The 25,844-nt window shown below is 46.0% G+C and carries 18 protein-coding genes; 10 read left to right on the top strand and 8 right to left on the bottom strand.

Annotation, left to right across the window (positions count from 1 at the left end):
• Positions 1–132: 132 nt before the first annotated feature.
• Positions 133–1,065: a hypothetical protein gene (locus tag NC996_RS05080; protein WP_190688494.1), complete on the bottom strand. Its 933-nt coding sequence runs from the start codon at positions 1,063–1,065 to the stop codon at positions 133–135.
• Positions 1,066–1,235: 170 nt separating this feature from the next.
• On the opposite strand from NC996_RS05080, the gene NC996_RS05075 reads away from it, so the two are divergent.
• Together NC996_RS05075 and NC996_RS05070 are read left to right on the top strand one after the other, a co-directional pair.
• Complete coding sequence (locus NC996_RS05075; protein WP_190688490.1) at positions 1,236–1,784, top strand: DUF2808 domain-containing protein; 549 nt, start codon at positions 1,236–1,238, stop codon at positions 1,782–1,784.
• A gap of 166 nt (positions 1,785–1,950) precedes the next feature.
• Entirely contained in the window at positions 1,951–3,546 is a 1,596-nt protein-coding gene (locus NC996_RS05070) for a DUF1565 domain-containing protein (protein WP_190688487.1), read from the top strand.
• An 82-nt stretch (positions 3,547–3,628) separates the two neighbouring features.
• Here NC996_RS05070 and NC996_RS05065 read toward each other — a convergent pair whose 3' ends face one another.
• Positions 3,629–5,260, bottom strand: a complete 1,632-nt coding sequence (locus tag NC996_RS05065) for a chemotaxis protein CheB (protein WP_190688484.1) — start codon at positions 5,258–5,260, stop codon at positions 3,629–3,631.
• A gap of 568 nt (positions 5,261–5,828) precedes the next feature.
• Between NC996_RS05065 and NC996_RS05060 the strand changes: the two genes are divergently transcribed.
• Complete coding sequence (locus NC996_RS05060) at positions 5,829–7,010, top strand: GNAT family N-acetyltransferase (protein ID WP_190688481.1); 1,182 nt, start codon at positions 5,829–5,831, stop codon at positions 7,008–7,010.
• A 110-nt stretch (positions 7,011–7,120) separates the two neighbouring features.
• Positions 7,121–7,504 carry a DUF4346 domain-containing protein gene (locus NC996_RS05055; RefSeq protein WP_190410237.1) on the top strand — a complete coding sequence of 128 codons (384 nt, stop codon included), beginning with the start codon at positions 7,121–7,123 and terminating at the stop codon, positions 7,502–7,504.
• Here the strand turns inward: NC996_RS05055 and NC996_RS05050 are convergent.
• Positions 7,501–8,226: a TPM domain-containing protein gene (locus NC996_RS05050; RefSeq protein WP_190410238.1), complete on the bottom strand. Its 726-nt coding sequence runs from the start codon at positions 8,224–8,226 to the stop codon at positions 7,501–7,503. The genes NC996_RS05055 and NC996_RS05050 overlap by 4 nt on opposite strands.
• Before the next feature lie 176 nt (positions 8,227–8,402).
• Here NC996_RS05050 and NC996_RS05045 point away from each other — a divergent pair, with 176 nt between their 5' ends.
• Together NC996_RS05045 and NC996_RS05040 are read left to right on the top strand one after the other, a co-directional pair.
• Positions 8,403–8,642 (top strand): hypothetical protein, encoded by a 240-nt coding sequence (locus NC996_RS05045; protein WP_190410239.1) that lies wholly within the window; start codon positions 8,403–8,405, stop codon positions 8,640–8,642.
• 399 nt (positions 8,643–9,041) lie between these two features.
• Entirely contained in the window at positions 9,042–10,031 is a 990-nt protein-coding gene (locus tag NC996_RS05040; RefSeq protein WP_190524250.1) for a pentapeptide repeat-containing protein, read from the top strand.
• A gap of 289 nt (positions 10,032–10,320) precedes the next feature.
• On the opposite strand, the gene NC996_RS05035 is transcribed toward NC996_RS05040, so the two are convergent.
• Together NC996_RS05035 and NC996_RS05030 are read right to left on the bottom strand one after the other, a co-directional pair.
• Entirely contained in the window at positions 10,321–10,650 is a 330-nt protein-coding gene (locus tag NC996_RS05035; protein WP_190410241.1) for a DUF3140 domain-containing protein, read from the bottom strand.
• Between the two features lie 9 nt (positions 10,651–10,659).
• Positions 10,660–10,872, bottom strand: a complete 213-nt coding sequence (locus NC996_RS05030; RefSeq protein WP_190410242.1) for a DUF2945 domain-containing protein — start codon at positions 10,870–10,872, stop codon at positions 10,660–10,662.
• Positions 10,873–11,649: 777 nt separating this feature from the next.
• On the opposite strand from NC996_RS05030, the gene NC996_RS05025 reads away from it, so the two are divergent.
• From NC996_RS05025 to NC996_RS05010, 4 genes are all read left to right on the top strand, one after another.
• Positions 11,650–13,107, top strand: a complete 1,458-nt coding sequence (locus NC996_RS05025) for a heme peroxidase family protein (RefSeq protein WP_190535936.1) — start codon at positions 11,650–11,652, stop codon at positions 13,105–13,107.
• Between the two features lie 365 nt (positions 13,108–13,472).
• Positions 13,473–14,930 (top strand): sensor histidine kinase, encoded by a 1,458-nt coding sequence (locus tag NC996_RS05020; protein WP_190430038.1) that lies wholly within the window; start codon positions 13,473–13,475, stop codon positions 14,928–14,930.
• A complete protein-coding gene (locus tag NC996_RS05015) occupies positions 14,923–15,369 on the top strand; it encodes a response regulator (protein ID WP_190410245.1) in 447 nt (148 codons plus the stop codon). Before NC996_RS05020 ends, NC996_RS05015 begins: the two co-directional genes overlap by 8 nt.
• Positions 15,370–15,377: 8 nt before the next feature.
• A complete protein-coding gene (locus tag NC996_RS05010) occupies positions 15,378–16,925 on the top strand; it encodes an ATP-binding protein (RefSeq protein WP_190688479.1) in 1,548 nt (515 codons plus the stop codon).
• A gap of 106 nt (positions 16,926–17,031) precedes the next feature.
• Here NC996_RS05010 and NC996_RS05005 read toward each other — a convergent pair whose 3' ends face one another.
• The 3 genes from NC996_RS05005 to NC996_RS04995 all read right to left on the bottom strand — a co-directional run bounded on the left by NC996_RS05005 (position 17,032) and on the right by NC996_RS04995 (position 25,303).
• Entirely contained in the window at positions 17,032–18,330 is a 1,299-nt protein-coding gene (locus NC996_RS05005) for a response regulator (protein ID WP_190688476.1), read from the bottom strand.
• 182 nt (positions 18,331–18,512) lie between these two features.
• Positions 18,513–20,324 (bottom strand): GGDEF domain-containing response regulator, encoded by a 1,812-nt coding sequence (locus NC996_RS05000; protein WP_190688473.1) that lies wholly within the window; start codon positions 20,322–20,324, stop codon positions 18,513–18,515.
• Between the two features lie 272 nt (positions 20,325–20,596).
• The gene (locus NC996_RS04995) at positions 20,597–25,303 is read right to left on the bottom strand and encodes an MHYT domain-containing protein (protein WP_190688470.1); all 4,707 of its coding nucleotides are present in this window, start codon (positions 25,301–25,303) and stop codon (positions 20,597–20,599) included.
• Positions 25,304–25,844: the final 541 nt, after the last annotated feature.

Here is a 25,844-nt window from a genome sequence, read left to right as displayed (position 1 = left end):
TATTCTAAGAGATCCCTTGACCAGTTCAATCTAGCCGGGCGAATTTCTCGACTGTCTCACCCTTGTTCGTTCCCGATGAGGCACTGAGCAGAGAGGTGTGCGCGGTGGTTCACACGCTGATTTGGGCGGTTTTTATCGCCCCTGTCCGGTGGTTCCCGTTCCAGTGGTTGGCGTAGTGGGATTGGGAATGTTCTCTGTTGGATTGGGAATGTTTTCTGTTGGATTGGGAATCGTTTCCGTGGGATTTACATTACCGCCAGGAAATGCTGGTGAAGAGGGAATCGTTGGCGAGGTGGGAGCAGTTGGTGCATTTGGTGCAGTTGGGGCTGCGGTTCCGGGTGCCTGGTTCTGAGGAGTACCGGGGGCTGCGGGAGCGGCTGTTCCCGGTGTCTGGTTCTGAGGAGTCCCTGTAGCCGCTCCGGGCGCGACATCCCTAATGTTACCGGGCACTGCGGTTGGTGGGGGAGGTGTAGCAGGTGCCCCCTGTGCTGGTGCTGGGGGGGGTTCGGCAGTAGCAGGAACGGGCTGATCGGAAGGCGTCACGTCATCCACAAAACCGAGTAAAGACTTGGTATTGGGGAAGTAGGTTGCCCAGCGGGGGGTATCGGGGCGGCTTCTCCAGGCTCCGCGAGTTACTTTTAAAGAAAGAATCGGCGCGATCGCTCCCTGATTTTGCCCCAGAATCATTACGGCAACATCAGTCACTAAGATGTCGCGATCAAAGCTGCGCTGCGCCGCCGCCCTAGCCACTACCTCGGCTCTGCGGACAAAACCTTCGTAAGTTTCTGCTGGCTGACGAACCAAGGCAACTTCAGAGCGAGCAGTGTAAGCTTGGGCAATCTGCGGTATAAAAGCAGCCGTTGCCAGCCAAGTTGCTCCCCCACAACCGAGCAATGTCACTAAACTAATGGGTGCAATTCGCTTAGCTGCAAAAGACTTCATCCAATTAGCAGTCCTCTGACTCCACCCTCTCCCTTGAAACTCGATTGCTGATAAAACCTTCAAACCATCAGAACCCGATTCGTGCATAGTTGCCACCCGGTTTTTGCCCCGCCCTAGAATCACCGATTTTCGCCTTCCTACTTTAAAGATAATGCCCAACAAAAATGTAGTTCATCTACATCATGGCTGAGAATTACCTCCCACTGTAGAGGGATTTTGCCATAGATCACGACAAAATTAAATTCAAAATAGTTCCGAGTAAATGAATCTTTTCTTGTCTTTGGTACTTGGCTATGCGTTCTTTTTTAGTTTTCAGCTCAACCCTAGCGGTAATAGCTAGCATTTGGGGAGTCTTGAGTCCTTCATCTAGGGCGATTCAGCTAGCAGATGGAACTGTTTCCTTTGAAAAACCGCCTCGCTTAATAGATGCTACGACTACCTTTGACCGGATTAATGTCTGGGGAGCTACCTATTATTTCACCGTCAGTCTGCCAGAAAATGCTGGTGAACCGCTTGGGCAAGTGACGATTACCCAAAACGAGGGATTAGAGATAATTCGATTTAAACTTAACGACAGCGAAGCATTTGTAGGGAAGCCTGAAAACAAAGGTGAGAAGTTAGGGCTGGGAAAAGTCATAAGAGATAGCCAGACAAACACCATTTCAGTCATGTTTTATCCTCCCGTACCTCCAGGTAAAACCGTTACGATTGGTCTCGATCCGGTACGTAACCCCTTCAGTAGCGGCGTATATCTGTTCCGAATCAAAGCTTTTCCAGCCGGAGAGAAAGCTTACGGTTTAGATTTGGGAGTAGGACGCCTGCACTTCTATTCGCCCTTTTAAAAGCTTGTCTTTCTCTTAACCATCATTGCCGAATTTTCCGGATAGGCTCTTATAGGGGATGTAGCCGTCTGAATTGCTTGCATAAAACAAGTAAATTTGCAAGCGAGCGCTACTCTGGTTGCAGATTTTTGTTACCACACCCCAATTACTCTGTTTCAATATCACTATGGCTCAAACTTTTTTTATCAATCCAGCGACCGGAAATGATAGCGCTGCTGGCAGCCAGTCAGCGCCGTTTAAAACGATTACCAAAGCTCTCCAACAAGCACAATCTGATACGACCATTCAACTGGCAGTCGGGAACTACAATGCAGCCAGCGGTGAAGTCTTTCCCCTCAAGGTGCCGGCTGGGGTCAAGGTTGTGGGGAATGAAGCCAATAAAGGCAGTGGCATTTTGATTGAAGGAAGCGGAACCTACAGCAGCCCCAACTCTTCTGGCGGTCAAAATGTGACGGTCACTTTAGCCAATAATGCTCAACTCCGGGGCGTCACTGCAACCAATCTGGCTACACGCGGAACTGCTGTCTGGATAGAATCAAACGGCTCCACGGTTGCCAATTGCACCTTCACCAATAGCAAGCGCGAGGGAGTCTTTGTAACGGGTGATGGCAACCCGGTCGTTACCAATAATGTATTTACTAAAAATCTGGGCAATGGCATTTCGCTAGCAGGAAATGCCAAAGGCGAAATTCGAGGCAATACTTGCCAAAATACGGGTTATGGCATGAGCATTGCGGATAGTGCCTCTCCATTGGTGGTAGATAACCAAATTTCAGGCAACCGATCTGGGATTGTCATCTCTGGAAATGCGCGTCCCAAGCTGCGGAATAATCTGAGCGAACGAAACTCTGATGATGGTGTGACAGTGATTGGAAATGCCTTACCGGATCTGGGCAGTGCCACCGAAGCAGGAAAAAATATCCTGCGCTACAACACTAAATTTGATTTACAAAATAGCAGCTCAAACCAGCTGGTTGTGGCGGGAAATCAAATGAATCCCGACAAAGTAAAGGGAAGCGTAAACTTGCTCGACAATCAGCTTCCTCCTACTGATACGGCTGGCGGTGGCGGTGGTAGTGGCGGTGGTAGTGGCGGTGGTAGTGGCGGTGGCGGTGGCAGTGGCGGTGGCAGTGGCGGTGGCAGTGGCGGTGGTAGTGGCGGTGGTGGCGGTGGCTCTCCAGTCCTTGAGCTAACCGATATTAAAGGTCATTGGGCTGAGACTTTTATTCAAGAATTAGTGAAGCAAGAGATTATCAGCGGTTTTCCTGACAAAACCTTCAGACCCGATGCCAGTCTGACGCGAGCGCAATATGCTGCCTTATTGACAAAAGCCTTTACCCCACCTGCCAAACGAGAAGCGATCGCTTTCAAAGATGTGGCAAACAGTTTCTGGGGTTACGCTGCGATTCAACAAGCCTATCGCGGTGAATTTCTCTCTGGGTTCCCCGATAAAACCTTCAAACCGAACGACAATGTCCAGCGCGTCCAAGTGATTGTCTCCTTGGTGAATGGACTAAAGTTAACCGGGGGCGCTCTCACCGCGTTAAACTTCTTCGATGACCGCACGGGCATTCCTGACTATGCCAAGGACGAGGTCGCAACAGCCGCCCAAAAGCAGCTGGTTGTCAATCATCCAACGCTCAAAAAACTTAACCCCACCCGCGATGCAACGCGGGCGGAAGTAGCGGCAATCGTTTATCAAGCCTTGGTGAATGCTAACCGAGTCTCAGCTATCAACTCACCCTATATCGTGACGGCTTGATCGAGGCTGGAACTGCTTGACCTTGATTAAATGTTTCGACCGCCTTTAGGGGCGAACAGTTGTTCGCCTCTACTTCTCAAATCTACACTGGAGAAACCACGAGATTTACGAGGGTAGACCCGATCTCGTGGAGGGGGAGAACGAAATCTACACTTCCCGTCTCAATGGCGGCGCGAGGCATCTCAAAAAATTCCGATGTACTTTCATCTTGGGCGATCGCTAATCCACCCATCTTATGAATTGCCTGCACCCCGGTTGCACCATCGCTGCCAATTCCAGAGAGAATAACCGCGATCGCCCGTTCTTTAAAACTCGCCGCCAGTGACTGCAATAGCAAGTCAGCAGAGGGGCGTGCAAAGTCCACGAGTACCGCCCCAGACAGGCAAAAAGTCCCCTCCGGGGTGACGAGTAGATGCTGATTTGGAGGAGCCACGTAGACCATCCCCGGTTTTAATGGCTCTCCTTCTTGTGCCTGCTTGAGTGGCAAGGTCGTAGGGCGATTTAAAGCGTCGGTTATCAAACTGGAGGCAGACTGAATGTCGGGTTTTTGCACCACAATAATCGCTGCCGGAAAGTCCGGGGGGAAGGCAGGCAGGATGTGGCTTAAGGCTCTCAGCCCCCCCTCAGATGCCGCCAGCACCACTACTTTGAAAGGGGAGTGCGAATTTCCATTTCCGTCTGCACTCTTGCCTGATTGCTCACTCTCGGCTAGGGGTACTGTCGCAGGCAATTGACCTTGGAAAAGCCCCTGCCGGATGAAATCAGAGCGTTGTTCCGCTTCTTTAGCTTTTGCTTCATAACGCTGTGCTGACAAGGTTTTGTTGCGATCGCGCGAATACTTCGCCATCTTATACATCAGCTCCGCACGCTCTTCTAGAGAACGGATTGCGGCCCACAGCGCCTCCTCCTGAGCCTGAGACTGCCCCGCTACCAGAGTCTCTGCTGAATAAGCGTGCCCCACGCGACAGCGGTACTGGAGCAATCCTCTCTCATTCAGTTGGAACAAACTCCCGCCACAATCTGGACAAGTAAAGCTTGAGTGGGTTCCAGGCTTTCCCCGTTCCCGTAAAGCGGCTCCATCCACTTCCACAATATCGGTATCCGTATCAAATTCGCTTTCGCTAGACACAGTGCTGGCTCCTTCCTCTGCCACAGTTTCATGGGCTAGACGCACTAAAGCAGGGGCGATTGACGACAGCGGCAGGATAAAATCAACATCTGCGTGTTCGATGGCGCTCTTTGGCATCCCTGAGAAAAAAGCGTCCGTTGGGTCTTGAACGACTGCCACGCCCCCTTGCCGCTTTAAATCGATCAGTCCCGCCGTGCCATCGTCGAGGGTACCCGACAATACCACCCCGACTACTCGGCGTTTGTACGCTCTCGCTGCGGTGCGAAACAGGGGATCGACTGCCGGACGAGCGTTGTTTTCTTTTGGCCCCTGCACCAAGCGGATATATCCGCGCTTCACCAGCAGGTGATAATCTGGCGGTGCTACATAGATTCGCCCATACTCAATCTTCTCATTGTTTTTAGCATGGTCTGCGTGCAAGGAACCATTCAAAAGCTGCGGCAGAATACTCTTACCCCACGCTGGAAAGTGAACGACGACGAAAATCGCAGCCGGAAGATCCGACGGCAAATCAGCGACCAATTGAGTCAAGGCTTCTACCCCCCCGGCGGAAGCTCCAATAACGATAATGTCGTGACCAGGCATTTGCCTCTCCTGATGGAACACTGCGGAAAAATCCATCCGATTGATGGAATGGGGTGAAAACTCTGCTCAATTAGTGATGATTGTACCTACGGCAGTTTTAGCTGAATTTCTACAAGGAAAATGTGCTTGGCGAGAAGCTCTATCCTTCTCTCGCCAAGCATCTTCTTGAGAGAACCACTATTTTCTGCCTCCCCTGTAAAGCTTGCAAGGCAGTGGAATTTTTAAAGCTTTGGCTTACTTATAACTAATGTAACTACTCGTGTTGCACCCATCTTCTAGCTGGGGAATGAGTTCACTATGAACTTCATAAGTGACCATAAATACAAAAAGCCTTGATGATTTACAGCACTAGAAGCTTGGTACTAGCGGCTGCTTTTTATTAAATTGCGTCTTGAAGCAGCCAGCAGACGTTGCTGCGGATTCAAAATAAATAATTTATAAGTTTTTGCACAAGCGATCGCTTTCTCTTTGCTTTCTCTTTGATGAGATCGGGAAAGTTCCATTACCCTAGAAGAGGCTTTCTCATCCAGTCTGAGTCGCAACCAACGCTCTACCCCCAATTTCTTAAATGGTGGAACAACTTAAACCCCGCTATTCTGTTGCTTGGATTAGTAAAATCGCTGAAGTGCCCCAAGCCGAGTGGGACGCGATCGCTCTGCCGTTGAAAACGCCTTTCCTAGAATGGGATTGGCTCAACAATATGGAAACTTCTGGTAGCGTCGGCGCTAAAACGGGTTGGCTACCCACTCACCTAACGATATGGCGAGACAGGCAGCTAATTGCGGCTGCACCGCTCTATCTGAAAGGGCATAGTTATGGTGAATTTGTATTTGACCATCAGTGGGCAGATTTAGCCCAACGCTTAGGGGTGCAATACTATCCAAAATTACTGGGAATGTCTCCGATGACCCCAGCGGAAGGCTATCGCTTCTTAATTGCCCCTGGCGAAGATGAGGATGAACTAACTGAGCTAATGGTGGAGGCGATTGACCATTTTTGCCAAAAAAATCGGATTAGTGGCTGTCATTTCCTCTATGTAGACCCCGAATGGCGACCGATTCTGGAACGACACGGTTTTACGCCGTGGCTGCACCATAGTTTCATTTGGCAAAACACGGGCTTTAATACTTTTGATGATTACCTGGGCGCGTTTAACGCGAATCAGCGCCGCAACATCAAACGGGAACGCAAGGCGGTAGAAAAAGCCGGTTTGCAAATCAGAACCCTCACGGGTGATGAGATTCCAAAGCCGCTGTTTTCGTTAATGTATGACTTCTACGCCGATACGTGCGACAAGTTTGGCTGGTGGGGAAGTAAGTATTTAACTCGGCGATTTTTTGAACAGTTGTATCCCCAGTATCGTCATCGAGTGTTATTTGTTGCTGCCTACGACGAGGAGAATGACCTGCACCCCATCGGAATGTCTTTTTGCCTCACCAAGGGCGAGCAACTATATGGGCGTTATTGGGGTAGCTACCAGGACATTGACTGTCTGCATTTTAATGCCTGCTACTACGCACCAATTGAGTGGGCGATCGCGCATGGCATCCAAAGCTTCGACCCCGGTGCCGGTGGACGTCATAAAAAACGTCGCGGTTTCCCAGCTACTTCCAACTACAGTATGCATCGATTCTATAATCCGCGTTTGGGTCAAGTTCTGCGGACTCACATCCATCAAATCAACGAAATGGAGCAACTGGAAATTGATGCAATTAACCAGGAGTTACCTTTTGCCCAGCGCGATGAATAAAACAACCTTAAGAGGCACGAAAGCTCTGGAGAAATAGAGGAACGAACTAAACTTGAGATAGGCTGTAAGCCTGTTTACAGTGTCGATTGTTTAGAAATCTCTTGATTTTTATGCCTCAAACTGCTCAAGATTTAGCTGCCATTGATGACCAGCTTTCCAAACGTTATATTCACCTCGATCCGGCTGGATATTTCATCATTTACCTGGATCGGGAAGCGGGGCTAATTTGCGCTAAACATTTCACGAATATCATTAACGAACGCGGTTTAGCAGTCGATCCCGAAACTGGCAAACCCATCCCGGTGCGAGGCAAGGTAGAACGTACCCACACCGCTGTCTATAGTGGCAGAACAGCTAAAGAGCTTTGCATAAAAATTTTTGAGCAAACTCAGTCCGCCCCACTCACCATGCTGGATCATGCCGCTTATTTGGGGCGCGAATTTGTCAGGGCTGAGTTTGCTCTAATTAACGGGCAGGAGTACGTTCAAGACTAGCCGGAGAAGCCTTGATAGAAAAAGTAAGTCACCATTGGAATGACAGTGGCAGCGAGCAGTAAGCCAACCACCCAGATAGTCGCGTTGCCAGTGTCGGTTTCTTCTGCCTTTTTAAAGGTTCTTTCGACGTTAACCGTATCTTTGACTTCCGGCGGACCTGGGTCTGGCTCACCTGTTAGTACGGCAATTAAGCGATCGCCTGCATCCGAAAAAGCTTGATTGTATTTGTCGCCTTCCCGCAGTGGCACCAGCACGGTTTCTTCGGCAATGCTCTTGGCGATATCATCGCTCAAGATAGACTTTACCTTTTCACCTGTGCGAATCGCAGTGTTGTTCGTAACGCTATCAATCACCAGTAAAATTTGATTCGCTTGCGCTTCTGGCGTGGGAAACCATTTTTCAAACAACTGATTGGTAAAACTTTCCACTGTTTCGCCATAATCGAGGTGGCGGATGGTCACAAATCGGACTTGATTGCCTGTGTCGTTGGCTAATTTATCCAACTCGGTGTTAATTTGACCTTCGGTAAGGCGACTGAGAATTTCAGCTTTATCGAGAATCCAGTTGCGATCGCCTGCTGCTAAATTGGGAATTTGATAAACGCCTGTAGCATTTACTGGCGCTGCGATTAGCTGAGTAGCCAGAACCATCAGGGCAATGGCTACTATCAGGCGCGTCTGGAATTTTATTCGGCGAAAGACTTGAGTGAGGAATTGTCTCATTGGATGAAATGACAAAAATGACTTTTTTCAAAAAATACTACACAAACTCCCCGAAAACTCACTTTCGGTGAAGCGAACGTGTTAGTTTTTAAAAATAGCCTTTTTTCGGTTATATCGAAAGTGAGCGCGATAGGTTAGCAAAATAATCAATAAAATCGCTCTGGGTGGTATCAGCTATGAGTTCACCAGAAATTTACAGGGGTTGGCTAATTGAAGCACGACCAGTATTCTGCGTTCAGGTTTGGAGTGCTGGTGGAGAATGCCTGATTCCCGTCCATAATGCCAAAACTGAGGCAGAAGCACTGGAGTTGGCGAAGCGTTGGATCGACCTGCAAACAGCACCAGAAAATCCTCAGCCCAACTCGTTCGATCCATTTTCCAATGAGATTGACTACGACGATGATATTCCGTTTTGAGCGATCGCATCCTTTGAGTAATCTCATCGCACTGACGCGAGCCTAGAAATAAATTTCGACGAGAAGCTAAAGTAAGCTTTAGCTTACTGGTAAGCGGTTGAACCCGTTTCAACGGATGTTAGCTTTTAGCCCATTTAGTTCGGGGCTGTAGTCCGCGACTTGCTCTTGGCAATGGAAAGAGAGCGATCGCATCTAGAGTGGCAAAACTCGGTTCGCTTCAGTCAAGAGAATTGAGCCACTAACAAAGCGATCGCATTGTCTTAATTTTTATGTAAAAAAATTCATAAAATTTAAACTACTTAAATCAAAAAATGACCCAAAAGTTAATGCATTTTTGGCGATATATTTGGGAACTCTAAAAATAGACAAGTTATCTGTAAGTGAATCTGGAGAAATCCTATGGATGCACAAGAACTGAAACAGCGCTATGAAGAAGGACAAAGAGATTTTAGCGGCGAAAATCTTATAGGGATAAACCTGGAAAGAGCCAATCTATCCGGGTCAGACTTTTCAGGAGCCTATCTATCAGCGGCAAACCTTAGTCGCGCAGTCCTAATCGGAGCAAACTTCAGTGGAGCCTGCCTGCATCGAGCCGATTTGAGTTTTGCCAAAGTCAACGAAGCACGATTCATCGAGACAGACTTGACAAAAGCCAACTTAAGAGGAGCTGTCCTCGTTAAGTCGGTGCTGGTCGGAGCAAAACTAAGTGGTGCAATCCTAACATCAGTAAATCTGCGTTTGTCAAACTTGCGCGGAGTTAACCTGTGCGGTTCGGACCTGCGGGGGATAAACTTGCGGTCGGCTAACTTGGTGGATGCTAACCTAAGTTGGGCAAATCTGAGTGGAGCCAGATTGAGCGGCGCATTGCTGCGAGGAACGATACTCAACGGCGTACACCTGAGAGGAGCTTACTTAAATGGCGTCGATCTCAATGGCATAGACTTGGATGGCGTCAACCTCAGCGAGACCAAACTGAATGGAGCTAATCTGAGTGGTGCCAACCTAGCAGCCACAAATCTGTCTGAAGCCCAGATGCGTGTAACGATTCTATCTAGAGCAAATTTGCACGCATCCAATCTAAATCACTCCTCACTTGCCAAAGCAGACTTATGTGAAGCGAACTTAAGTAAGGCAGACTTGAGCCAAGCCAATTTGAGTGAAGCTGACATGACGGGAGCAAACCTGAATATGGCAAGCTTGCGTGAAGCCAACCTAAGTGAAGCAAGTTTGCGGGGAGCCTATTTGTGGGGAGCTAACTTGAATGTGGCAGAAATGCGTGGAGCCGACTTGACTGGTGCTAGCCTACGGGGAGCCTACCTGGAAGACTCTGATTGGCAACAAGCAATCTTAACGGGTGCAATCCTCCCTGATGGCACAGTCCACGAATAAGTTATCTGGCGGGCATCCTGGGCGATACTTCTACCATTTGTATCTCTGGCTACAACATGAACTAAAGGGTAATTGGTAATTGTTTTCTCGTTACAGCTCATGAGCATTTATTTGTAGCAGGCATTTATAGAAAAAATGGTTTTAACACTCGAAGCGATACGCGCTAAGCGTATCGCTGCAATTCTATGTCGGTGCTGTTAATTGTAGGTTCTCGTTTCCAGGCGTAAGAAACGAGAAATTTTTTTGGGAAATTGGAGAGAGTTTTTGCAATTTCTTGGTAAAACTACAGTTACTTGAGCGGATCGTGACCCCAATTCATCAGTGAGTAGCGCCAGCGCGTGTGTTCTATATCGCCTGACGGCTGCTGTGCGCTGTGGCGGTGGACGTAACTAATCACTTTCTTAAGGTGCGATATATCATCTTCGCTGTACTCATCCTTCTTCTTGTGCAACAGCTCGATGATACGCTTACCAGATTTGTGACCTGTTGATTCTTCCTCTCCATCCTTCTGCCCAACAGCTTTAGAATCTTCAGTTTTAAGCCAGGACTCAAGTTCCTGCGGAGTCATGTTAACAACGCTGTGAAACTCGTCGATGGCTGATTTCACATCATTATTCATAATTCAGCATTACTCCTCTTTCTTGAGGGATTCAGGCTTGTGAGCAGCTTCTTTCCCAGTTTTTTCGCTTTCAACTAGATACTCAGGATTATCTTTGGATGCGGCGACGTGGTGTCCTTTGATATCTGTGGGTGAAGTGAGTTTTTTCTTCACAGTGCCGCTGGTTTCACCTTGTGAGGTCTTCCATGTAACCTTGTCGCCTTTCTTTAATTGATCGCTCAAAGTTTGACTCCTGCTTAATATTTCTTTATCTACTAACTGTCACATTATGGTGGCTGATTTCCAGGGAGTAATCAGTCTAGTTACAGATTAGCCGCCCGAAGTTTGCTACCACAAATATGCCTTTTGTAAGTGGTTGATTGCTAGGAAACTGATTAGTTAATTGCAGAGTAAATTGAGCGATCGCAAGTGCGCCTAGAGGCAAGTACAGCTCAATACATTAGTTCGTACTGAAATTTACCTGGTAGCGATCGCGCCCAATTGCTTGATTTTGCTAGCACAATATTAAAAATTTTTCAAGTCGCCCAATCGACTGACACCCAACTGAGTTACCAAAAATAAGCGACTGGCAAGAAACTTTCAGCAAAGGTTATATCTGTAAAGCAAAGGGATTTGGCTGGCAACCTGAAAATTAGTATCGGCTGAGAGCAGTACCATCTTCTTTTACGATTGCCGATTTAAATTGCAGAAATTAATTACTATCTAATCTTTCACAATCTGCAATTTTAAATCGTCTAACTAGATACCAGTTTCATAAATCCCCATTTTTTTAAATTACTGACAAGTAGGGTAAATTTCAAATTGATTTTGAGGAATCCGAATTCTTCAACCTCTTCCTAAATCGATAATCAGAGCGAGATTTTTCAAAAAAATTAGCCGATTAGAAACACTGAAAATTCAATTTTGTGGAATCTGGACGCAAGAAAAACGGAAATTTCGATCGAGGTAGAGGTCAAAACCAGCGCCACATAAAACGGTAATCAACAAGGAGGAAACATAATGACTAGACACGGACAACTCTATCTAAGAGACCAAGTTCCACCCCGCTCCACTGCTTACGATCAAGGAAAGTTTGGTCGGCTATTCCCGTCCTTGCCTCCCTTTGCTAGTGACTCCAAATCAGTGCGCCAGAGGCTGATGGAGCTTGGAAAACCAGGCGGTTTGATGGATGCAAAAGACGATTTAAACGCAACAGACCCCGTACCTGGAAGTCCTAGCAACACCGATAACCCCAATATGACCGCAGGGTTCACTTTTTTGGGGCAGTTTCTAGATCATGATATGACCTTCGATTCCACCTCTAGCCTTGAGCGACAAAATGACCCGGAATCTATTGAAAATTTCCGAACGCCTTTCTTAGAGCTAGATAACGTTTATGGTTCGGGTCGTGCAGCCAGTCCTCACTTGTATGACAAAACAACGGGAGGCATCAAGTTCCTGATTGAGAAATTGGGTGGGGAAGGGTCGAAGGACGATCTCCCTCGAAATAGCCAAAATATGGCGCTCATCGGCGACCCAAGGAATGATGAGAACACGATTATTTCTCAGATGCAATTGGCATTTCTGAAATTCCACAATCATGTTGTGGATTACGTCATCGATAGTGGAATCAAAGATCCGAATGATGCATTCACCGAGGCACAGAAGCTAGTTCGCTGGCACTACCAGTGGATTATCGTGCATGAGTTCCTGCCCACAACCGTAGGACAGGATTTGGTGGATGACATTCTGAAAAAAGGTCGGCGGTTCTACAACTGGCGCAACCAGCCATTTATCCCAGTTGAGTTCTCGGTCGCTGCCTATCGCTTCGGTCACAGCCAAGTCAGACCGGGATACATCGCCAATCATGGCACTCAGGATATGCCAGAGTTTAGGGCACCAATTTTCAATTTCAGTTTAGACCCTAATCTTTGTGACCCGGATGACCTGCGCGGTGGGAAACGCGCACCCCGACGATTTGTTGACTGGGATACCTTCTTTGATTTCAAAAACGGAAAAGTCAAGCCCAACAAAAAGATCGATCCTAAACTCTCAAGTGCATTATTCACGCTGCCTTTTCCAGCACCCGGTTTGCCAGGACAAGAAGAGCCAATCCGGTCGCTGGCGCAGCGCAATCTGCTGCGTCACCTCACCTTCAGCTTGCCGTCTGGTCAGGATGTAGCCAGAGCGATGGAAATCGAGCCTCTGAGTCCATCCGATCTGCGCGACCTCAAAGATTTGGGATTCGACAAGCGAACACCCTTGTGGTTCTATATTTTGAAGGAAGCGGAGCTGAGAGCGCAAGGCAAGACACTGGGTCCTGTCGGCGGACGCATTGTTGCGGAGGTGTTCATCGGTCTGCTACAAGGCGATCGCAAATCCTATCTTCGGCAAGACCCCAAGTGGAAGCCAGTTTTAGGGCAAAAGCACGACTTCAAGATGGTTGACTTGTTAAAGTTTGCGGGACTTGCTCCATAAGGAACGACTGAGTGCGGAACGGCTAATTTTTGGGTACGCGATTGCGCTTGTGCGTGCTGCCAATCTCTCACAAGCTACGCACGCAAGCAAAATCTATTCTCCACTAAGAGATAAGCGGTTGGATGAAAATCTGCCCGCTTTTTTCTGTAGCAAGGTTTAGCGATTCGCGTCCGGCTTGTTCCCTAAGTGGGTGTTGTTCAAATGAATCTATCGACTGCTAGATTTTTTTTAGTTGTTTATAGTATTTCTAGGTCATCTTCATCTGCTCAAAGAGATTGAGCCTTCGTTGGGACGGAAACTCACGTCGCTCCCTATCCCCAGCGTTGCCAATTGCACTAGTCAATCGCTCGAAAGAAAAAACAGGCATGAAAGAACCATCAGAAAAAATGGTTAGCGGTGGATTTACTCTGGCGCTGCTTTTGTTGTTTGGCGTCGGTGTCACTTTCTCCTGGAGCGTCCAAAGGCTGTTGAATAACTCTAGATGGGTAGATCACACTTATCAAGTCCGGGAAGAGATCGAGCATACCCTTTCGGGAATCAACAGTGCCGAAAAAGCAAGGCGAGGCTACATCATCACAGGACAAGACACTTACCTGATCAATTACCGGCAGGGCATTCAAGAAAGTAACCGGGGCTTCACAACCCTTCGGACATTAACGGCTGATAACCCTCTCCAACAGCAGAGGCTCGCTCTCCTCGAACCTCTGATTGCCGAAAAACTGAAGGGGCTGCAAGAATCCATTGAGCTGCGACAGCGGAATTTAGGAGAAGACAGGAACGCTCAAATTGCCTTTACAGATAGGAACTCAGCGATATACGAGAAAATTAAAGAGCTACTGGCTGCAATGCAAAAAGAAGAGCAAATGTTATTGCAGCGTCGCGCAGCGGCAACAAATAGAAGCGTTCGTTATACCATTCTGGTTGTTTGCATTGGCGGTTTGTTGAGTTTCAGCCTACTGATTGCGATTTACTTTCTATTGCGAAAGCAAATTCGCGATCGCATCCTAGCAACCGAAAAACTTGCCCAGACAAACGCTGCTTTAGAAACTGAGATTGCGGAACGGTTAGAAGCAGAGCGGAAATTAGAGCAACTCACAACCAACTTGCAGCGCTCCAATCGAGAACTAGAGCAGTTTGCTTATGTAGCTTCCCATGATTTGCAAGAGCCATTACGGGCAGTGTCAGGTTATACCCAACTGTTAGTGCAGGAGTATCAAAACAGTCTGGATGAGTCTGCACAGGAATATATGGCTTATGTAATAGACGGTGCAACGCGGATGCAGCAGTTGATTCAAGACTTGCTCGCCTATTCCCGCGTCAGCACTCGCACTCAAGCATTTGTCTCCATTGATGGGGAGAAGGTGTTGCTTCAGGCGATAAACAATTTGCAAGTCGCGATCGCAGAAAGTAACGCCACCATCACCCACGACCCTCTGCCCCAAGTAAACGGTGACAAAACCCAATGGCTCCAGTTATTTCAAAATTTAATCGCCAACGCCATTAAGTTCCGCCGTGAGGAACCGCCCCAAGTTCACATTACAGCGGAGTTAAAAGATCGGGAATGGCTTTTTTCGGTACGTGATAATGGAATTGGTATCAAGCCACAGTATCTCGATCGTATTTTTGAGATATTCAAGCGTCTTCATACCCGTCGAGAGTTTCCTGGTACTGGCATTGGTCTGGCTATGTGCAAAAAAATTGTCGAGCGTCACGGTGGAAGCATCTGGGCCGAATCGCAACCAGGAGTAGGAACGACATTTTACTTTACCATTCCCCTCACGCCTGACCCTTCACTCTTAGAAGCCACGAACTCGCATGAATAGCCGCTATACCTTCCGATCCGTGGAAATTTTGCTGATTGAAGACTCTCCCAGCGATGCGAATTTAACCATCCGAGAATTTAAAAAAGCTAAGATTGCTAACAACCTGCACTGGGTTGAATATGGCGAGGCGGGAATGGAATTTCTGCGACAGGAAGGTGAATATGCCAATGCTCCACGTCCAGACCTGATTTTACTCGATCTCAATTTACCAGGGATGGATGGGCGAGAAGTCCTTATGGAAGTCAAATCAGACCCCGATCTTAAACGTATCCCAGTTGTCGTTCTCACCACCTCAGCCGATGAAGAGGATGTACTTAAGTCTTATAACCTCAGTGCCAACTGCTACGTAACCAAGCCGGTTGATATGCAGCAATTTATTCGGATTGTGCAATTGATCAATGATTTCTGGCTGGCAGCAGTAAGACTCCCACTAGAGTAACCCCAGTTATGTACAAAACGCCGATTCAAGTCCTCCTAGTGGAAGATAGCCCCAGCGATGCCAACTTGCTACGCCAACTGTTCTCGCGCTCAAATCAGGAGGGATGGCAATTAGTACACGTTGAGCGGCTGGGCGACGCAATTGATGCTTGTAGCGCTGATTCCTGGGATGTTGCTTTATTGGATCTTTCTCTTCCTGACTCGGATGGATTGGACACAGTAGCACAATTCCGGATAGCTGCACCAGATATCCCCATTGTGGTGCTGACCGGGTTTGATGATGAGGAACTTGCCCTACAAGCGGTGGCAACAGGGGCACAGGATTATCTCGTCAAAAATCAAATTACAATGCAATTGCTAGTGCGGACGATCCGCTACGCCATTGAACGCGGACAAATTCTCAAGCAGCTGCACGAAAGCGAACGACGCTTCCGAGGGATTTTTGAGCAGACATTTCAATTAATGGGGTTGTTGACACCAGAAGGAAAGATCCTGGAAGTTAACCAAACAGTTCTTAACTTCAGCGGTCTTCAATTAGAAGATTATGTTGGTCACTTGATGTGGCAGACAAAATGTTGGAATTATTGCCAGGAAAGCCAGGATTGGTTGAAAAATGCGATCGCCTACGCCGCGAACGGTCATTTTGTCCGTCATGAGATCCAGGTACAGGGCGAACTGAATGTGATGCTGTGGATTGATTTTTCCTTAAAGCCCTTGACGGACGAAACGGGGAAAGTGGTGTTGCTGATTGTGGAAGGCAGAGATATTAGCGATCGCAAACTCGCAATGACAGAAATCCTCAAAGCCCTGGAACAGGAACGAGAACTCAACCAACTCAAATCAAACTTCGTTTCCATCGTTTCCCATGAGTTCCGCACTCCCATGACGACAATTCGGATGTCTGCGGAGTTACTTCGAGCCTACAATCAAGGCTTAACCGAACAGAAGAGAAATGAATACTTCGAGCGGATTGAAGGTGCCATCGGCAATATGCTCCACCTATTAGATGAGGTATTGATCTTGGGTCAAACTCAGGCAGGTGGACTTCAGTTTAAACCCGCACGACTCGATTTAGAAAAATTTTGCTGGGATCTCACAGCAACTTTACAAGCTTGTGCTACTAGACAGCACAACATTATCTTTACCTGTCAAGGGAAACGCCCCCAAGTTGAAATGGATGAAGTCTTGCTGCGGCATATCTTCACTAATTTACTTTCCAACGCGATTAAGTATTCGCCCCAAGGTGGCAATATCTACTTTGATTTAGTTTTCCAAAACGGAGAAGCTACTTTTCGCTTAAAAGATGAAGGAATTGGTATTCCTTTAAAAGATCAACAACGTCTGTTTGAAACCTTCCATCGCTGTAGCAATGTAGGACCAATTCAAGGAACCGGATTAGGCCTTTCCATTGCCAAAATGTGTGTAGATTTACATCGGGGAGAGATTCAAGTAGAAAGTGCAGTCGGTATTGGCACAACATTTATCGTCACGTTGCCATTCAATCAGCCGTCGGGACGGTTTCCTCCACAGGAACACCATTTACATCACCAATCTTAAGAAATTTAAAAAATTTTGCTTGACATTTCGAGCCTCCAACCGAAGATAAATTGGTGACTAAAAAATTTGCGCGTAGCGTCTCTTCGGCTTTCGGCTTCGTTTAATCCTATGTGGTCTTAACAAGATGTACTGGAATTTCAATCGTAAACTCTGCACCCTGTCCGGGGAATGAATGACACGTCAGTTGACCTTTATGCTTTTCTACTATAATCTCATAAGTCGTCAATAACCCTAACCCGCTGCCTTGACCTATAGGCTTTGTCGTAAAAAATGGGTCGAATAAGCGCGATCGCATTTCTTCAGCAATGCCAATTCCATTGTCTTTAATTCGGATAATTATCGTTTCCCAAGCACTAAACTCTGTACTAATCCAAATTGTTGGGCTGGAAGATTCAGAAAAGTCTTGCCCAATCCTCAATTCTAGAGCATCTATAGCATTATTTAAAAGATTAAGAAAGGCCTGATTTAGCTGGCTAGCATAACAATTAACTAAAGGTAAATCTTCATATTTTTTGATCACCTGAATCTCCGGGCGTTTCCCTTCTCCTCTAAGTCGATGCTGCAACAATAATAAAGTGCTATTCAATCCTTCATGGATGTCTACAGCTTTAATATCTGATTCATTAAGGCGGGAGAAAATGCGTAAAGCCAGGAGCATTGTGCAGATTCGCTCTACACCCGTTTGCATTGAGCCTACAAGGTTTTGAATATCTGAATTCAGAAAATCTAGATCGATTTCTTGAATTGCTTTCTGAATGGAAAGAGTAGGCTTTGGGTACTCTTGTTGATAGATACGAACCAGATTTAGCAAGTCTTGAATATATTTGCGTGCTGGATCGAGATTGCCAGAAATAAAGCCAATAGAATTATTGATTTCGTGAGCCATTCCTGCGGCTAATTGACCCAACCCAAGCATTTTTTCTTTTTGAACCAGTTGTGCTTGAGCCTTCTTGAGATCGCCTAAGGCTTGTTGAAGTTGTGAGTTCTGATTTTTCAACTGAGTTTGAAGGCTTTGAACTGTTAGTTGATTTTGAATCCTCGCCAAAACCTCCTCAATTTGAAAAGGCTTAGTAATATAGTCTACACCCCCAACTTGAAAAGCTTTCACTTTATCTAAAACATCATCCAAAGCACTTAAAAAAATTACAGGTACAGAGGAAGTTTCAGTATCTTTCTTTAACCTTTCACAAACTTCATAACCATTCATGCCCGACATATTAATATCTAACAATATTAGATCCGGCTGAAGTGTCTTAACTGCGGTTAAAGCCATTTGACCATTAATCGATTTACGAACGTTATATCCTTTATCTAACAGCAGGGAAGATAAAAAGCGAATATTGTCTGGTGTATCATCAACTATCAGAATATCGGCTTTGAAGGTATTTGCTAATTTGGAATCCATTAGGCTTTGAATTAAAAGAGTATCAAAATTGTTTACCTGCTGATTATCGCTGCATCCTAAGTAGTTAATATTCGTAAAAAATTAATTGTTATTTTAGCTTTATTAACTATCTTTTTTAGTTTGGCTTTAACTGAATAAACCTAGTTTTATTAACATAAACTACACTTTCACCCTAAATATTATTACTGTGTATCCGATACAATTAAATTTGTGGCTTTTTTTCCCTCTACAGGTTTAGAAAACAGATATCCCTGTCCAAACTCACAATTTAAGTTTCTTAGCTGAGATAGCTGTTCGCCCGTCTCAATTCCTTCAGCAATTACACTCATATTTAGAGTTTGAGCAATCTTCATAATCGCCGGAATCAGTCCCAAACTATCTGTTTTTTCATCTAAATAACTAATAAAAGAACGGTCGATTTTGAGAGTATCAACAGGAAAATTATATAAATAACTCAGAGAAGAATACCCGGTACCAAAGTCATCAATACATAACTGAATCTTACGTTCTCGAAGTTGCTGAATAATCGCTTTTACAGATTGAGTATTATTCATCAGAACACTTTCTGTGATTTCTAACTTCAAGCTTTGAGGATTTAGTTGGGTTTCCGCGAGGATTTGGTCAATTTGCTCAATTAAATCTGGCTGAGCAAACTGCCGCGCTGAAAGATTGACACTCATAAATAGGGGATGATCGATCAGTTTTTCCTGATACCATTGCTGAAGCTGATAGCAAGCTTCCCGCAAAACCCAATTACCAAGTTGGTTAATCAAACCTGTTTCTTCTGCTACAGGAATAAACAATCCAGGCGATACCATTCCTCGTTGAGGATGATACCAGCGAACTAATGCTTCAAACCCAACAATCTTGCTGGTATCAAGGGCAATAATTGGCTGATAGTGGACAATGAATTCTTGTCGTTCGATGGCTCTACGCAGGTCATTTTCAAGCTGTAAAACTTGAATCACAGCATCGTGCATCTTTGGGTCAAAAATTTGGTATTGACCTTTTCCTAAAGTTTTGGCACGATACATTGCGATGTCTGCATCTCGCAATATATGTTCTGCTCGCTCATAATTAGGATTGCTCATAGCAATTCCAACACTAGCGTTGATGAAAATTTCCTGTTTATTTAGTTGAAACGGAGAAGCAAAAGATTGAAGGATTTGATCGGTGATAAGGAGTACACTGCTGATATTTCCAACGTCTGTCAAGATAATCGCAAATTCATCACCGCCCAACCGAGCCAAAGTATGATGTTGACTGAGTAATTTTTCTAAGCGGCGAGCTAAATTAATTAACAGTTCGTTACCGGCAAGATGACCGAGAGAATCATTGACTACTTTAAAGCGATCGCAATCAAGAAACAACACGGCAAACGCCTCTCCTGAATGTTCCTTGGTGCGTTTGAGAGCTTGTTCTAGACGCTCCATGAATAAAGCTCGATTGGGCAATCCTGTAAGATCGTCATAAAGTGCCATTTTTATGAGTTGTTCTTGAAGGAGCATCCGTTCGTTGATTTCTCGCCTCAGTTCTTGATTCGCTACTTCTAGCTGAAAAGTCCGCTCTTTAACTCGTTCTTCAAGTTGAGTATTTAGTTGTTGGTTTTGGATTTTCGCGGCTCTTAACTCTAGTTGATTCTGAACACGAGCTAAAACTTCTTCAAATTGAAAAGGTTTGGCAACATAATCTGCTCCGCCAACCGAAAAAGCTTTTACTTTATCGAAAGCCTCGCTGAGAGCGCTTAAGAAAATTACAGGAATTGCAGCAGTTTTTGGATCGGATTTCAGTTTTTCACAAACTTCATAACCATCCATGCTAGGCATCATAATATCAAGCAAAATTAGATCGGGGATAACAGTTTGTATCGCTGTCAGTGCCATTTGCCCGCTTAATGCCTTGCGAATGGTATAGCCTTGCTTCATTAGCAGACCAGACAGAAAACGCAAGTTTTCAGGGGTGTCATCAACGATGAGAATATCTTCTTTTGCCATAACGAGGGAGAAATTATTTATTTCAATTTTTTCATCATCGATTTTGGAAAATTCGTTGGTTTAGAATATTATTTAAAAGTCATCTTTCTTCTATTTCCTGTTTGCAGTTAATGATAAAAGTTCAAAAAGTCTTGAACTAATTGATTGCAGCGTTAAATATTATTTAACCACTTATCTTAGACATTCTGCAATCATCTTCCACAGGTGTGAGAGTAGAGGAAGGCAATGGAAAAAAACCTATTTGCCATCCTGCAAAAAAATTTTTCAATATCCTACTCCTGCTGGGAATGTGATAGAAGAGGCGAAAAATTGAGGGAGGTTTGCTGTGAGTTTTTACCAGTAAGCTGTGTTTCAGTTGATTGAATTAATTCCATAATTTGCTCAAACTGAAAATTTTCGACCAAATTGGTCAAAGCATTTATAACAAACGAATTTGCTGGGGGAATTTCCTGAAGGAGCTGAAGGAGCAAGAAATCGCTGCCTTGGGAAGCTGCATAGTGTAGCTGTTGTATCCATTCAGAGGGCATAGTGGAAATCTGAAGGGGGATGTCAGAATCGGAAGTCTCTGGTAAATTTTCCTTCCTGCTTTCGGTGGGTAATGCTTCCTCCTCATAGAGATATTGCACCCCTAGATATTTATTCATTTTAAAGAGTAGTTCCTCTTCTCGAAAAGGTTTACGCACGAAGTCATCGCATCCCGCTGACAAGATAATTTGTCTGTCTTCTTCAAAAACGCTGGCAGTTAGGGCAATAATTATGGTTGCCTCACCTTTTAAGGAAGCTCTAATTTTTTTGGTAGCTTCATAGCCGTTCATCACAGGCATCCGCATATCCATCCAGATTAGATGGGGTTCCCAACTCTCCCAAATTGCCACAGCTTCTTGACCATTTTCAGCTTCTTGCACCTCAAAGCCCAAGTAAGTAAGAAGCTTAACTAGGAGGAGACGATTTGTGGGCTTATCCTCCACAACTAGAACACGATAGATGGGTTGGTCAGGAGCTAAACCAATAACTTTTTTATAGATAGATTGGGATGTTTCAATCTCCATCTGCTCAACCAAACCTGCCTGAATGTCAAAGGTAAATTTGGCTCCCTGACCTGGATGACTACTGACTGCGATCGCTCCTCCCCCCATCAGTTGGACAAACTTTTGACTGATCGGTAAACCCAAACCCGTGCCTTGACAGGACTTCAGCCCAACTGAGGTTTGTCCAAAAGCTTCAAATAACCGATCGAATTCATTTGGGTCAATACCGGGGCCAGTATCTTCCACTTCAAAGAGCAGGCGGATAAAAGGCACAGGTGAGGAGTCTGCTTGTTCCCCGACACTCCTGCTTTCCGCCTCTCCTTCCTCCCCTGTAACACGCAGGGTTACGCTGCCTTTGTCAGTAAATTTGATGGCATTACCGAGAAGGTTAATCAAGACCTGACGCAGCTTACTTTCGTCGGTTCTGACGTACTGGGGGACAGCAGCCGTGCATTCAAAGTTAAGCAAGAGTCCCTTGCTTGTGGCTTTGAGTTGTAGCATCTGTTCAAGACTATTGAGCAGACAATACAGGTCAAAGTCATTTTCATGTAGCGTGACTCGCCCTGCCTCGATTTTAGCCATCTCTAAAACATCGTTAATCAATGCCAGCAGATGATCGCCACTGCGACTGATGATCTCCAGGTATTTCTGATGTTCGGCAGATAGGGAGGTATCGAGGTTCATCAATTGGGTAAAACCAAGGATGGCGTTGAGAGGTGTCCTTAGTTCGTGGCTCATATTGGCAAGAAATTCGCTTTTAGCACTGTTGGCAGCATCAGCGGCTTCCTTGGCGATCATCAATTCAAGTGACTGCTGTTGAGTTCGCGCTAGCAATTCTGCCTGTTGGATCGCAACGCCTAACTGTGCCCCAATTTGAACAACCATCTTGATTTCTGCCTCTTGCCATTGGCGAGAACCGGAATTTTGGTAAGTTGCTAGCAAGCCCCACAGTTGATTGCTATGGAAAATTGGAACAATGATATAAGCTCGTGCTTGAAAGCGCTCCAACAGTTCTAGGTAACAAGCGTCAAATCCAGCCTGGTAGATGTCTGGGACACAACGATAACTGGTTCCTTGGCGATAAGTCCCGCCTTGATTTGCTTGCAAATAAGTATCTTGGATTGGCTCCTCTGCACTTCCCAAAGTTTTGCCAGCACAACCCACCTGGTTAACGGCAACCTTGGGCAGCTGAGATTGATGAATTTGTTCGGGAACTAGCAAATTCCAGCCTTCTGCTACCGACTCCGATACAAAATCCCCACTCCAGTCGGGATGGAAACGATAGAGACCAACGCGATCGCAATTAATCGCATGGCGTAATTCTTCAGTCGTAGCGCTAAAAATTTTGTCAATTTCTAAGGTTTGGCGCATTCGCTGAATCACGAAAGCGATCGCTTTTTCCCGTTCTGCACTCTCCCGTAATGCGGCTTGTGCTGCTTGACGTGCCTGAGTCACTGCAATGAATTCGTTGACTAATTTAAGCCAATTAATTTCTTCTTGACTCCAGACTTTGGAAGAGCTTATGGCATCCAAACCCATAAAACCGACAACCGTACCAGCGTAAAGCGTCGGAACGGCAAGCCGGGACTGGATACACTGGAGTTTCGTCAAGGTTGGTTCGGCGGCGACAGGTGGGCGTTCGGCAGGAAATTGAACCGTTTTGCCACTCAAAAGTTGGTTGTGAACCCAGTGGTGATTTTCAACAGGTAAACCTTGAAACCGCTCCATCGCTGGCTGAATGCCAAAGCCGCACCACTCGTGGGTCATATTCCAGCCGTTTTGGCGATCGGAGTAATCAAACAGGTAAGTGCGATCGCACCCCAAAAACTCGCCAACGGCTTGCAGCGTCAAAGCGATCGCAGTATCTAAGTTTTCGTCAATCAGCATCCCAGAAATCCGGCTCAAGCAACTGTCCATCGCTGCTCGTTTTGTCAGCAATTCCTCCGCTAAGTTCCGCTCCAGCTCGGCTCCCGCTCTAGCAACAAAAATTTTCATAATCATTTCTTTGCCAGGATCGTGAGCCATTGGCTGCACATCCAACACCGCCAAATTGCCAATTGTATTGCCAGCCGAGTCTCTTAACGGAATTCCCCAGTAGCTTTGTGCGCCTAACTTCTCTAACGCTTGGAAGTCAGGAAAAAGTTCTTGTACCTCGGATGGATAAAAACCGCTCGTTCCCTTCAAGACGTTTTCGCAAGGACTACCCGACAAGTCGTACTCGAAATTTTCGCCAAAGCCCTCACCCGTCCAGAATGCCAAAGTCCGCACTCTAGTTTCAGTATCATCTGCAAACTTACCGACTACAGCGTAGCGGACTCCCAAAACTTGGGCGAGATAGCGGACACAAGAGCGAAAGAACTCATTGCCAGTTGCAGAAGCTGTTCCCTCAACCATTAAGTGCAGTGCCTCTTCCCTCTGCTTGCGATCGGTAATATCAGTATGGGAACCTGCTATGCGATAGGCTGTGCCGGTTTCATCCCACAATGCCACGCCACGGGTCAGAATCCAGCGCCAGCTGCCATCTTTATGGGATGCCCGAAACTCTACCTCGTAGTTGGGGATTTTCTTAGTTAAATAGGCAAGCATCACCGCTAACACTCGCTCTGAGTCTTCTGGGTGCAGAATTTGGTTGAAAGTATCGATGCTATTCGGAATTTCTAAGTCTTCATAGCCCAACATACTTTTCCAGCGAGGCGACAGATATACATAATTTGCTGGAATATTCCAATCCCAAATCCCGCCATTAACTCCTTCTACCGCTAAAGCAAATCGTTCTTCACTTTGGCGGAGTGCGGCTTCCGCTTGCTTTTGGTTCGTAATATTGCTGAGGGTACAAACAATTCGTTCTACACTCCCATCCTCTGCTAGTTGCGGGTCGGCATTTACTAGCAGCCATCGTTGATTATGGGTCTCAGGATGGTCGATTCTGACGACAATATTATGAATCGGTTGGCGTTGGGCAATGCTGGACTGCACGGGTAGCTCTGGCGTTGGAAAGGGTGTACCATCTTCTTGCTGCAACAGCCAATTTGCACCAAATACCTGATGCGATAAATCCTCTGAGTTGAGATTGAGGAGATTAATTGCAGCTTGATTGTAGGTGAGAATTTCGGCATTAGCATTGAGCAGTAATACTCCTACCTGCATTTCTCGGATCAGCATCCGAAAGCGGTTCTCACTTTCCTGTAACGCTTGCTCTCGAACTAACTGCGCTGTTAAACGCCGATCGAATAGAGAGGTTAATAGGGCTAGGCTCAAAATGAACAAGGTAGCAATCCCGATAGCGATCGCCAACCAAGACTGAGTGATGGGGGGAGACGGCTCTAGTGGAAAGACTTTGTGAGGAGTAAAGTGAGTCGCCCACATTCCCGTGTAGTGCATCCCACTGATGGCAATTCCCATTAGGAGAGCGCTGCCGAATTTCTGCCACAGCAGACCTTTTAAGGATTGCTCTTGTAGCCGAAATGCCAGCCAAAGCGCGGCAAAAGAAGCAATGATAGCGATCGCTACCGATAGGCTCACCAATCTCCAGTCATACTCAATCGTCGCCTGGACTTGCATGGCTGCCATCCCTGTGTAGTGCATCCATGCAATGGCAATTCCCATACAAACCCCACCGCCGATGACCAGCGGGATTGAAACAGCGCGACTCAGCAGCCACAAAGCAATGCTTGAGGCAAGAATCGCGCACATCAGGGAGAACAGGGTGATCCACACATCGTAATTGACAGACTGTGGCAATTGGAAAGCCAGCATGGCAATGAAGTGCATTGACCAAATTCCGGTTCCCATTGCCCCTGCTCCACCCAGAAGCCAGCGCCATCGTCCCCGTTCCACAGCAGACCGCACTCGTCCGGCTAAGTCTAGGGCTGTGTAAGAAGCAATTACCGCGATCGCAAAAGAAAGGATTACTAAACCTAGGTTATAAGTGCCAGCCATTGCGCTATGCATATCTTTTTCACTGTCGCGGATTTCTAAAAATCAATCGATATAAAAAAGTTTTTCAGCGAAAGGAATGCATTTGTGAATGGCTTCCTTAATCTCGCCCCACGAGTTTTTTGGACTTACAAGTCCCGTTTCAATTCCTACCAACCCCCGCATAACGGCACACATCGCTGAGCGCATTCGTGCCGCTATCAAACGGTAGAAAAGAGGGGAAAATATAGTCAAAGCCCATCTTAAAAAAGGAGATTTAGGGGAACCTCCGCGTAAGTCTTATCAGATCAGCCCGCCTAAAGAAAGAACTTGCTCTGTGTTTAGACGAATCAGTAAACGTTCCCCGCATTGGAAATTAAATTTTTTTGGGAATTTGCTTTAAAGTCTGTAATTTTGTACTTGATTTTTTTGATTTCATAAGATATTAATTCAACTAAAGCGTTGGATGGAGACAGTATAAAGTTCTGTCAACTACCTAAACTAGCATTTTTTAATTAAATATGCCTTATTAAGAATCACTTACGGATTGCCGCTGAACTTATTGCTTTAAGCGATT

It is taken from the genome of Trichocoleus sp. ST-U2, from assembly GCF_039961875.1.
Classification (GTDB): Bacteria; Cyanobacteriota; Cyanobacteriia; order Cyanobacteriales; family FACHB-T130; genus FACHB-T130.
The sequence above is the reverse complement of the archived record's forward strand: the minus strand, read 5'-3'. Positions and strand labels throughout refer to the sequence as shown.

Bases quoted from the DNA above. Each gene is read 5' to 3' on its own strand.
- NC996_RS05025 (WP_190535936.1), top strand. From the start codon at position 11,650: ATGACTAGACACGGACAACTCTATCTAAGAGACCAAGTTCCACCCCGC.
- NC996_RS05060 (WP_190688481.1), top strand. From the start codon at position 5,829: ATGGTGGAACAACTTAAACCCCGCTATTCTGTTGCTTGGATTAGTAAA.
- NC996_RS05070 (WP_190688487.1), top strand. From the start codon at position 1,951: ATGGCTCAAACTTTTTTTATCAATCCAGCGACCGGAAATGATAGCGCT.
- NC996_RS05055 (WP_190410237.1), top strand. From the start codon at position 7,121: ATGCCTCAAACTGCTCAAGATTTAGCTGCCATTGATGACCAGCTTTCC.
- NC996_RS05075 (WP_190688490.1), top strand. From the start codon at position 1,236: ATGCGTTCTTTTTTAGTTTTCAGCTCAACCCTAGCGGTAATAGCTAGC.
- NC996_RS05050 (WP_190410238.1), bottom strand. From the start codon at position 8,226: ATGAGACAATTCCTCACTCAAGTCTTTCGCCGAATAAAATTCCAGACG.
- NC996_RS05035 (WP_190410241.1), bottom strand. From the start codon at position 10,650: ATGAATAATGATGTGAAATCAGCCATCGACGAGTTTCACAGCGTTGTT.
- NC996_RS05040 (WP_190524250.1), top strand. From the start codon at position 9,042: ATGGATGCACAAGAACTGAAACAGCGCTATGAAGAAGGACAAAGAGAT.
- NC996_RS05010 (WP_190688479.1), top strand. From the start codon at position 15,378: ATGTACAAAACGCCGATTCAAGTCCTCCTAGTGGAAGATAGCCCCAGC.
- NC996_RS05005 (WP_190688476.1), bottom strand. From the start codon at position 18,330: ATGGATTCCAAATTAGCAAATACCTTCAAAGCCGATATTCTGATAGTT.
- NC996_RS05045 (WP_190410239.1), top strand. From the start codon at position 8,403: ATGAGTTCACCAGAAATTTACAGGGGTTGGCTAATTGAAGCACGACCA.
- NC996_RS05065 (WP_190688484.1), bottom strand. From the start codon at position 5,260: ATGCCTGGTCACGACATTATCGTTATTGGAGCTTCCGCCGGGGGGGTA.
- NC996_RS05015 (WP_190410245.1), top strand. From the start codon at position 14,923: ATGAATAGCCGCTATACCTTCCGATCCGTGGAAATTTTGCTGATTGAA.
- NC996_RS04995 (WP_190688470.1), bottom strand. From the start codon at position 25,303: ATGCATAGCGCAATGGCTGGCACTTATAACCTAGGTTTAGTAATCCTT.
- NC996_RS05000 (WP_190688473.1), bottom strand. From the start codon at position 20,324: ATGGCAAAAGAAGATATTCTCATCGTTGATGACACCCCTGAAAACTTG.
- NC996_RS05020 (WP_190430038.1), top strand. From the start codon at position 13,473: ATGAAAGAACCATCAGAAAAAATGGTTAGCGGTGGATTTACTCTGGCG.